At 64.6% G+C, this 11,129-nt stretch carries 3 protein-coding genes; 2 read left to right on the top strand and 1 reads right to left on the bottom strand.

The genetic code is table 11. The annotated features are described in order from the left end of the window. Window positions 1-11 precede the first annotated feature (11 nt). Both DIE21_RS09555 and DIE21_RS09550 read left to right on the top strand, forming a co-directional pair. Complete coding sequence (locus DIE21_RS09555) at window positions 12-5,147, top strand: Ig-like domain-containing protein (protein WP_260432371.1); 5,136 nt, start codon at window positions 12-14, stop codon at window positions 5,145-5,147. Window positions 5,148-5,154: 7 nt separating this feature from the next. Next, the gene (locus DIE21_RS09550) at window positions 5,155-6,540 is read left to right on the top strand and encodes a TolC family outer membrane protein (RefSeq protein ID WP_124497458.1); all 1,386 of its coding nucleotides are present in this window, start codon (window positions 5,155-5,157) and stop codon (window positions 6,538-6,540) included. A gap of 120 nt (window positions 6,541-6,660) precedes the next feature. Here DIE21_RS09550 and DIE21_RS09545 read toward each other — a convergent pair whose 3' ends face one another. Beyond that, complete coding sequence (locus DIE21_RS09545; RefSeq protein WP_124497457.1) at window positions 6,661-10,275, bottom strand: YadA family autotransporter adhesin; 3,615 nt, start codon at window positions 10,273-10,275, stop codon at window positions 6,661-6,663. Window positions 10,276-11,129 lie beyond the last annotated feature (854 nt).

Genomic DNA, 11,129 nt, shown 5'->3' with positions numbered 1-11,129 from the left:
ATGTCGGCACGTTGAATCTCGCCGGTGTCGAAACCGGCGCCACCGTCGAATACTCGATCGATGGCGGTCATACCTGGAACACCAGCTTCAGCGCCATCGAGGGCGTGAACGACGTACAGGTCCGGCAGACCGATATTGCGGGCAATACATCGGACCCGACTTCGCTCAGCTTCACGCTCGACACCTCAGCCGCCGCACCCGGCGTTGCGTTGACGATCGACTCCGGCAGCAGCACCACCGATCACGTCACCAACGTCGGCACGTTGAATCTCACCGGTGTCGAAACCGGCGCCACGGTCGAATATTCGATCGATGGCGGTCATACGTGGAACACCAGCTTCAGTGCCGTCGAAGGCATGAACGACGTACAGGTCCGGCAGACCGATATCGCGGGCAACACCTCGTCGGCCACGTCCTTCAACTTCACGCTCGATACGTCGGCCGCCGCGCCCAGTGTCGCGTTGACGACCGATTCCGGCAACAGCGCCACCGACCACGTCACCAATGTCGGCACGTTGAATCTCAGCGGTGTCGAAGCCGGCGCCACCGTCGAATACTCGACCGATGGCGGCCATACCTGGAACACCAGCTTCAGCGCCGTTGAAGGCACGAACGACGTACAGGTCCGGCAAACCGATATCGCGGGCAACACGTCGAATCCGACTTCGTTCAGCTTCATGCTCGACACCTCGGCCGCTGCGCCCAGCATCGCGCTCACCACCGATTCCGGTAGCAGCCCCACCGACCACATCACCAATGTCGGCACGTTGAATCTCGCCGGTGTCGAAACCGGCGCCACCGTCGAATACTCGATCGATGGCGGTCATACCTGGAACACCAGCTTCAGCGCCATCGAGGGCGTGAACGACGTACAGGTCCGGCAGACCGATATTGCGGGCAATACATCGGACCCGACTTCGCTCAGCTTCACGCTCGACACCTCGGCCGCTGCACCCGGTGTTGCGTTGACGACCGACTCCGGCAGCAGCACCACCGACCACGTCACCAACGTCGGCACGTTGAATCTCACCAGTGTCGAAACCGGCGCAGTTGTCGAATACTCGATCGACGGCGGCCATACCTGGAACACCAGCTTCAACGCCGTCGAAGGCGTGAATGACGTACAGGTTCGGCAGACCGATGTCGCAGGCAACACGTCCGATCCGACTTCGCTCAGCTTCACGCTCGATACCTCGGCTGCTGCGCCCGGCGTTGCGTTGACCACCGACTCCGGCAGCAGCGCCGCCGACCACATCACCAATGTCGGCACACTCAACGTATCCGGCGTTGAAACTGGTGCAGTTGTCGAATACTCGACCGACGGCGGCCATACCTGGAACACCAGCTTCAACGCCGTCGAAGGCGTGAATGACGTACAGGTTCGGCAGACCGATGTCGCAGGCAACACGTCGAACCCGACTTCGCTCAGCTTCACGCTCGACACCTCGTCCGCCGCGCCCGGTGTTGCGTTGACGACCGACTCCGGCAGCAGCGCCGCTGACCACATCACCAATGTCGGCACACTCAACGTATCCGGAGTTGAGACTGGCGCAGTTATCGAATACTCGACCGACGGCGGCCATACTTGGAACACCAGCTTCAACGCCGTCGAAGGCACGAACGATATACAGGTTCGGCAAACCGACGTCGCAGGCAACACGTCGAACCCGACTTCGCTCAGCTTCACGCTCGACACCTCGGCCGCTGCACCCGGCGTTGCGTTGACCACCGATTCCGGCAGCAGCGCCACCGACCACGTCACCAATGTCGGCACACTCAACGTATCCGGCGTTGAAACTGGCGCAGTTATCGAATACTCGACCGACGGCGGCCATACCTGGAACACCAGCTTCAACGCCGTCGAAGGCACGAACGACGTACAGGTTCGGCAAACCGACGTCGCAGGCAACACGTCGAATCCGACCTCGTTCAGCTTCACGCTCGATACCTCGGCCACTGCGCCCGGTATCGCGTTGACCACCGATTCCGGCAGCAGTTCCACCGACCACATCACCAACGTCGGCACGTTGAATCTCACCGGTGTCGAAACTGGCGCAGTTGTCGAATACTCGACCGACGGCGGCCATACCTGGAACACCAGCTTCAACGCCGTCGAAGGCGTGAACGACGTACAGGTCCGGCAGACCGATATCGCAGGCAACACGTCGGACCCGACTTCGCTCAGCTTCACGCTCGACACCTCGGCGGCTGCGCCCAGCGTCGCGCTGACGACCGATTCCGGCAGCAGCGCCACCGACCACATCTCTAACGTCGGCACGCTCAACGTCACTGGCATCGAAACCGGCGCCATCGTGCAGTACAGCGTCGACAACGGTTCGCATTGGAGCACCAGCTTCAGCGCCGTCGAAGGCGTGAACAACGTGCAAGTCCGACAGATCGACGTCGCGGGCAACATATCGTCGGCCACGTCTTTCGGTTTCACACTCGATACCTCGGCTGCTGCACCCGGCGTTGCGCTGACCACCGATTCCGGTAGCAGCGCCACAGATCACATCACCAATGTTGGTACGCTGAATCTCACTAGTGTCGAAACCGGCGCCATCGTCGAATACTCGACGGACGGCGGCCATACCTGGAACACCAGTTTCAACGCCGTCGATGGCACGAATGACGTACAGGTCCGGCAAACCGATATTGCGGGCAACACATCGGCGCCCACGTCCTTCAGCTTCACGCTCGATACTTCGGCCGCTGCACCCGGCGTTGCACTGACCACCGATTCCGGTAGCAGCGCCACCGACCACATCACCAACGTCGGTACGCTCAACGTCACTGGCATCGAAACCGGCGCCACCGTGCAATACAGCATCGACAACGGTTCACATTGGAACACCAGCTTCAGCGCCGTCGAAGGCGTGAACAACGTGCAAGTCCGACAGATCGACGTCGCGGGCAACACCTCGTCGGCCACGTCTTTCGGTTTCACACTCGATACCTTAGCCGCTGCACCCGGCATTGCGCTGACCACCGATTCCGGCAGCAGCACCACCGACCACATCACCAACGTCGGCACACTGAACGTCTCAGGCATCGAAACCGGCGCCACCGTGCAGTACAGCGTCGACAACGGTTCGCATTGGAACACCAGCTTCAGCGCCGTCGAAGGGTTGAACAATGTGCAGGTTCGGCAGATCGATGTCGCAGGCAATACATCGTCACCCACGTCCTTCAGCTTCACGCTCGATACGTCAGCCGCTGCACCCGGCGTTGCGCTGACCACCGACTCCGGCAGCAGCACCACCGACCACATCACCAACATCGGCACGCTGAACGTCTCAGGCATCGAAACCGGCGCCACCGTGCAGTACAGCGTCGACAACGGCTCGCATTGGAACACCAGCTTCAGCGCCGTCGAAGGCGTGAACAACGTGCAAGTCCGTCAGATCGACATCGCGGGCAATATCTCGAACGCCACGAGCTTCAGCTTCACGCTCGACACCACCGCGCCGTCGACGCTGTCATGGCAATTCGCCGGCCACACGCTGACCACCACCACCGACACGTCCGACGTGTGGAAGGTCCTGGTCCACGACAACACGACCAATGCCGATTACACCGCCACGCAGCAAACCGCCGGAACCTGGACCCTCTCGCAACAGAGCCTCAATCTCAACAAGGACTCCGTCACCGTGACCGAGTGGGACACGGCGGGCAACTCGCGCTCGTCCACCCACGTGGCGCCCGCCGGGTTCGCCGGATCGGAAATCAACCTGGCGCTCGCCGATCCGTCCGGCCACGCGTCCGATCTCGCGGTGACGATCGCCGGCATCCCGTCCGGCTGGACGCTGAATGCCGGCACCGACCTCGGCAACGGTGCATGGCTCGTGCCGACGAACGACCTCGGCGCGCTCACCGTCACGCCGCCCACCTCCTTCACCGGCGCCACCGTGCTCACGGTGACCGAAACCTGGACGGCCGCGGACGGCAGTCACGCAGCCGCCACGATCGCGGACAACGTCGAAGCGTACGCGGCCAACGCACCGATCTTCGCGTGGTCGGGCGACGACCAGCTGACGGGATCCGCCGGCCACGACCTGTTCGTCCTCTCGCAGCCGATCGGCAACGACACGCTGCACACGTTCGACCTCGCCGCCGACAAGATCGATCTCGTGGGCTTCACGGGCATCGCAAACTTCAGCGACGTCCAGGCGCATTTGGCAGACGACGCCAACGGCAATGCGGTGCTCACACTGGGCGACGGCGCGACCATCACGGTGACGGGCATTCATTCGGCCGACCTCACCAGCAACAACTTCGTGTTCGACCAGGAACCGGTCGTGCAGAACGCCGGCATCATGACGGTGAACGACGGTGCGATGCTGCCGATCGGCGGGACCGTGGAGAACACGGGCACGATCGCACTCGGTTCGACCGGCGACATCACCCGCTTCGAAATCCTCGCGAAGAGCGCGACGCTGGAAGGCGGCGGACACGTGACGCTGTCCGACGACAGCCACAATGTCGTGTTCGGCAGCACGCCTGATGCAACGCTCGTGAACGTCGACAACACGATCGCGGGTGCCGGCCAGCTCGGCGCCGGCCAACTGACGGTCGTCAACGAAGGAACGATCGTCGCCGACGGCGCCAACGCGCTCGTCATCGACACGGGCACGCACGCCGTCGCCAATGCCGGCACGCTCGAAGCCACGGGCAGCGGCGGCCTCGTGATCGAAAGCGCGGTGACCAATACGGGCAACCTGTGGGCCAACAACGGCAACCTGACGATCCACGGCGACGTGACGGGCGCCGGCAGCGCGACGATCAGCGGCGCCGCGACGCTCGAGTTCGGCGGCGCGTCCGCGGAAAACACGACGTTCGCCGACGGCGCCGCGGGGACGCTCAAGCTGGATCAGTCCGCCGGCTTCACCGGTACGGTCAGCGGTTTCGGCGCCGGCGACGCGCTCGACCTGACCGACGTGCTGTTCGGCGATCACACGACGCTGAGCTTCACGGCCAACGACGCGGGAACGGGCGGCACGCTCACGGTCAGCGACGGCACCCACACCGCGCAGGTCGCGCTTCAGGTCAATCTGTCGGGCGGCAGCTTCCAGCTCGCACACGATCAGGGCAGCGGCACCGTAATCACTTACGTCCCGCCGCCGCTGCCCCACGTGCAGGAGGTTTGAGCCGATCATGAACAAAATGCGTCCTCTGCTTGCCGTGCTCGCATTCGCGTCGGCGCTCGCGGGCACCGCCGCGCCCGCCGCCGCGCCCGCCGCCGCGCAAAGCCTGCAGGAAGCGGTCGAGCAGGCGATCCGGACCAACCCCGAGGTCCTTGCCACGACATACAACCGCGAAGCGGCGGATCAGGGCCTGAAGCACGCGCGGGCCGGCTACCTGCCTCGCGTGGACGTCGACGCGGCGATCGGCAAGGAGCAGCGCGACGATGTCGAAACGCGTCTGCTCGGTCTGAACCGGACGACATTCACGCACCGGACGGCCAGCGTCACGTTGTCGCAAATGCTGTTCGACGGTTTCGCGGTCCGGAGCGAAGTGGCCCGGCAGCGGGCACGCATCGACTCGTCCGCGAATCGCGTCGCGTCCACGTCGGAGGATGTGGCACTACGCGTGGTGGGCGCGTACCTGGAAGTCCTGCGACGCCGGGAAACCGTCGGCGCCGCCGCCGATAACCTGGAGTCCCACCGCCGGATCCACGATCAGATCCAGCTGCGCAGCGACCGCGGCGTCGGCCGGCGCGCCGATCTTTACCAGGCGGAAAGCCGGCTGGCGCTCGCCCAGGACAACTTGCGGTCCGAGCAAAGCAACCTGAAAGACGCCGAAGTGGCCTACGCCCGGCTGGTGGGCGTGCCACCGGATGTGCTCGTCAAGCCGGTCGCGCCGGAAGCCGCGCTGCCGCAGACGGAACGATTCGCCCTGGATACGGCGCTGGCGAACCACCCGTCCCTCGGAGCCGCCGATGCGGACGTCGCCCAGGCCAATGCGCAATATGACGTGGCGAAGGCCGCACTATGGCCGCGCGTCGACCTGGAACTCAGCGCGAGCCATGACCGTGACGGCGTGCTCGGTCCGACGAACGACCGCCGCGTGATGCTGCGGCTGCGCTACAACCTGTTCCAGGGCGGCGCCGACAAGGCTCGAATCGGCGAAGCGCATGCGCAGATCCGGGAAGCAGAGGAAGACCGGAACCGCACGCGCCTCGAGATCGCGGAAAGCGAATCGCACGCCTACAACGCGTACGTCACCGCACGCGACCGGCTGGTCGTGCTCAAGCAGTACGTCGATTCCAGCGCGTCGACGCGCGAAGCGTACCTGTTGCAGTTCGGCATCGGTCAACGTTCGCTGCTCGACCTGCTCAACGCGGAGAACGAGTATTACAGCGCGCGCATCGATTACATCAGCGGCCAGTATGCGGAAGTGGCGAGCGCATACCGCGTGTTCGCCGGGATGGGGCAGTTGCTCGACACGCTTCACGTCGCACGGCCGGCGCAGGCGTGGGGCGCCGGCGTCGTGCAGCCGGCGGTGGCCTTCGACCGGCGCGCAACCGGTCCCGGCAAATGAATGACAGGGCCCCGCGGTCGGCATGCCGTCCGCGGGGCCCCGTAGTCGTCGAAGGTGCGGGACGCGTCGCGCCTCGTCCGCATGCCCCGCCCCCCGACGTTCAACCGGCTTCGCGCTGCGTCAGAACTGATAACCCGCCCCGACCACCGCGCCGAAATCCGACCGCGCATTGCCCGTCACCGATGCCTTGACGACCCAGCGATTGCTCTCCGTCACGTACGAATACCCGGCCGCGAACCCTTGCTGCCCGTGATAGTTCGAGGTCGCCGCCGACACCATCGAGCGCCCGGCCCCCGTCGGCTGCGGCAAGCCGGCCACCGCCATCGCCGACGCCACGCCGCCGTACATGTCCTTCTTCAGGTCGTTGAACGCGTTGTACACCTGCCCGATCCGCTGGTCGGTGTAGCCTTTCGCCTGCGTCGACGCGGCATTGAGGTTGTCGTTCAGCTGCTGCACGTTCACCGCGTCGGTCGGCGCCGTGCCGGCCGCCACATTCGTAATCTGACGCTCGCTGCCCTTCGCGCCGACCGAGAACGAATTGTCGCGATCCGCAACCGAACCCTGGCCGACCGCCACCGCATTCTTGCCGGTTGCCGTCGCCGTCGAGCCGATCGAACCCGCATCGGCACGCGCGATCCACGTCGAGTTCGCGTCGGTTGCCGCCGCGCGGACCTTGTCGTTCGCCGCCGCGGTCTTCAGCGCGTCGTTGAACTGCGCCATGTTGACCGCGTCGTTGGCGTTCACACCCGCCGCGACACCGGTCAGCACGCGGTCGCCCACCGTGCCGGAGAAGTCCACGCGGGTGCCGCCCGAGTCCTTGCCGACCGTGATCGTGCCGTTCGGGTCCTGCTGCTGCACGAGCCCGGCCTTGCCGTTCGCGATGTTGGTCACGTTGTCCTGCAGGTTCGCGATATCGGTCGTGTTCTTCGACACCTGCTGGTTGGTCGCATAGAGCTGCGAGCCGTTCACCGCATCCGTGCTGGTTGAGCCGAGCGTGCCGGCCTTCACGTTGGTGATGCGCGTGCCGCCCGCGCCGCCGAGCGTGATCGAGCCCTTCGACGCGTCGTCGTACTGCACCGCGAGCGCGCCGAGCTGGTCGAGGTTCGACTGCACCGACTTCAGCTGCTTCACGTTCACCGCATCCGTATCGTCGGTACCGGCCGCGACGTTCTTCAGCACGACCGACGCGTTCGGGTTGCCGCCGATCAGCGACACCGAATTCAGCCGATTGCCGTTGCCGTCGACGTCGTACTTGACGACGTTCTTCACGGCCTCGCCCGTCTGGTTCGACACCTGCGTGATCTGCTGCTCGAGGTCGGACTTCACGCCGTACAACTGGCCGCCGTTCACCGCGTCCGTGCTGGCGGCGGCGACGTTGCCGTCGGCGACGCTGGTCAGCTTCGTCGGCGCGCCGCCGCGTGCGGCGCTGTAGGCGCCGAGCGTCGGGTCGAACTGCAGCGCATCCTTCTGCAACCCGGTGATCGCGGTGGTATTGCCTGCAATGTTGGTTTCGGCGTTGCCGATCCGCGTTTCGTGGTTCTCGAGCGTCGTCGTATTGCTGCCGACGCGGCCATCGAGGTTCGTCAGCGCGTCGCCGACGTTGTTGAACGAGCCGCCACCGACCTTGTAGGACGGCGCCGTGATCGAGCCATCCGTATTCGCGGTCGCACCGCCGCCGAGCGCGGCTGCCGTACCGTCGATCGTACGGCGCAACTGCGCGCCGTTTACCGCATCCGTGCTGCCGGGCGACACGCCGCCTTCCGCGACGTTGGTCACGCGCACCGGCGTCCCGCCGTTGCCCGCGCCTAGCGAGACCTGCCGCTTGCTGGCGTCGTCGTACTTCACGGCGAGCGCGTCGAGCTGGCTCGTGCCGTCGTGAACCGCCGCTTTCAGCTGGTCGACGTTGACCGCGTCGGTGCCGTTCTGGCCGGCAGCGAGGTTGCCGATGCGTTGCGGGCCGTTGCCGCCGTGGCTCGCGTCGTAGGTGCCGAGGCTCGCGTTCCATTGCAGCGCATCCTGCTGCAGCGCCGCGATATTGCCGGTGTTCGTCGTCACCTGGTCGCCGAGCTTCGTCACGCTGTTGCCGACGTTGGCGATCGACTGGTTCAGCGTGTCGGTCGCCTTGCCGAGCTGGCCGACGTTCACCGCGTCGCTCGCGGCGACGCCGTCCGCGACGTTGTGCAGGCCGACGGGTGCCGGCGCGCCCTGGCCGCCGAGCGTGACGCCGCCATGCGCATCGTCGTCGTACTGCACCGCGTTCTTCGTCGCGTTGCCGATCTGGTTCGTGATCGACGTGCTCAGGTTGCCGATCGTCGTGCTGACGCTGTTGGTCACGCTCGTGCTGAGCGACGCGAAGCCGCTGCCCAATTGCCCGACGTTGACCGCGTCGTGCGCCTCCTTGCCGTCCGCGACGTTGTGCAGCGTCGTGCCGTTCGGACCGGCGAACGTGACCGAGTCGAAGCCGCTCGGGCCATCGTACTTCACATTGCGCGCATCGGCCGCCTGCAGGCCGCCGATGTTCGACGCGGCCGTGCTCAGCGACGCGCCAAGGCCGGTCACGTCATTCCGCAGGTTCGTGATGTTCGCGGCGGCCGTCGACAGCGACGTCTGCAGCGGTGCGACGCTGCCCTTCAGCTGGCCGACGTTGACCGCGTCCGTATCGGCGACACCGGCCGCGACACCGCTGATCGTCGTGCCGTTGCCGCCGTCGAGCGCGATCGCGGCATGCGAATCGTCGGTGTATTTGACGACGTTCTGCGTCGCCGTCACGATGCTCGTGCTGAGGCTGTTGCCGACGCTGGTCACGCGCTGGTCGACGTTCGCGATCGACGTCGACAGCGTATCGCCGACCGACGTCACACGTGCGTCGACGTTGGCGATGCCCGTGCTGAGCGTGCTGTTCACGTTCTTCAGCTGCTGGACGTTCACGGCGTCCGTATCGGCCGCGCCCGCCGCGACGTTCCTGATCTGGCGCTCGTGGCCGAGCGAACCGAACGAGACCGCACCGCCGACCGGTGCAGCCGTGCCGCCGAATACCGGCGTGCCGCCGTTGTTCGCGCCGACGCTGCCCGAGCCGATCGCAACCTGGTTGTTGTCGTTCGTTTGTGCGCCGGCACCGATCGCGACGGACTGCGTGCCGCCCGCCCGCGTCTGCGTCGCGGCATCGTAGGATGCGCCGTTCGACACGCCGTCGCTCGTGGTCGGATTCGCGCCGCCGATCGCAATCGAGCGATCACCGCTGGCCAGCGCCGAGTGGCCGAGTGCGATCGAGCTCGTGCCATGCGCATCGGCAACGTTGCCGAGTGCCATCGAGTAATCGCCGATCGCGGCAGACTGACGCCCCATCGCGAGCGCCGTATTGCCTTGCGCGACGGCTACCGTGCCGATCGCCGTGGCCGAGTTCGCGAGCGCCTGCGCGCCGACGCCGATCGCAATTCCGCCGCCGCTGCCGGAGCCGCCCTGGCTGCCCGCATTCGACTGGTCGCCGATCGCGATGCCGCTGGAGCCGGCCTTCGCATTCGTGCCGGACGTGAAGTTGGTGCTGCTCGTCGCGACGTATGTCCCGCTCTTCGTCGCGACACACAACGGGTTCGTGCCGTCGATGCATTGCCCGTTCAGCGCGTTGTCCGGGTTGCCTCGATCGACGAAGTTGTCCGCGTGCGCGGCCCCCGCGACCAGCACACCTGCGCTTGCGAACATCGCGGCGACGAGCGCCGAAATCTGGTTCCTCTGCATTTTTTGCTCCGTTTTGTGGCTTCTGGTTTGAATACGGACTACTTACGTTTACTCACGGCTTCGACTTCAAATGCGACTTCGGTGCGGAACGTGCTGCCCCAGGCGCAGCGCTCCATCAACGGCGCGCGCCGTTCAATCGATCAGAACATGAGGAATGCGAAGTTATAGCCATGGGCGAGCGCACCCCCGGCTGATTCTCGCGCGTCAACCCGCTGTCATTGACATTCCGAACTGGATGTCGCGCGAGGCGCGACCAACCCCGTCTCTTTTATTTCATCTGCCGCACGCGAACGAATTGCGTCGCGATCGCTTTTCAACGAACGCGGTTTCGTTCGCGTCGATAATGCGGATGCGAGGAACGTCGTGCCGAATACTCGTCCGCGCACACGTCAATTGATGCGCCGGACTCGAATCCTGCAACGTCCGCCATGGTTTTCCGGATGCCCAACCCGTCGAATCCATCCGCCATCCAAAGTTCGGACGAATTATGGGACACGCCCCGGCATTAGAGAAGGCGGCATTGTTTATAGATTGCAAAATCCCGTATTTTCAATGAGTTAGATTAAAAACACCCATCGCGCAAACGATTTCGTATTGCCACACTTAATAAAAATGTTTTCCCGGACGGACGAACACTTTGCTGGAGCGCACCGGGATTAAAAGCAATTTCGCAAAAAATCTCAAAGAAACCAAAATCGATTCAACACCAGCCCCGACTTGCATCCAAATAATAGAGATCGCCACTCTAGCGAGAATCGGAATATCCCCCTACAATTCCGCTCGCATCGATTCCGGCAGCGGCAATCATCCGCCCCTTTATCGGCTCAGTGATCAAAAGAAACAACGCCGAGTCA

Origin of the sequence: Burkholderia sp. Bp9140, assembly GCF_003853425.1 — a bacterium.
Classification (GTDB): domain Bacteria; phylum Pseudomonadota; class Gammaproteobacteria; order Burkholderiales; family Burkholderiaceae; genus Burkholderia.
This window is presented reverse-complemented; position numbering and strand designations above follow the sequence as displayed.

Excerpts from the sequence above, each read along its gene's own strand:
- DIE21_RS09550 (WP_124497458.1), top strand. The coding sequence starts at position 5,155 with ATGAACAAAATGCGTCCTCTGCTTGCCGTGCTCGCATTCGCGTCGGCG.
- DIE21_RS09545 (WP_124497457.1), bottom strand. The coding sequence starts at position 10,275 with ATGCAGAGGAACCAGATTTCGGCGCTCGTCGCCGCGATGTTCGCAAGC.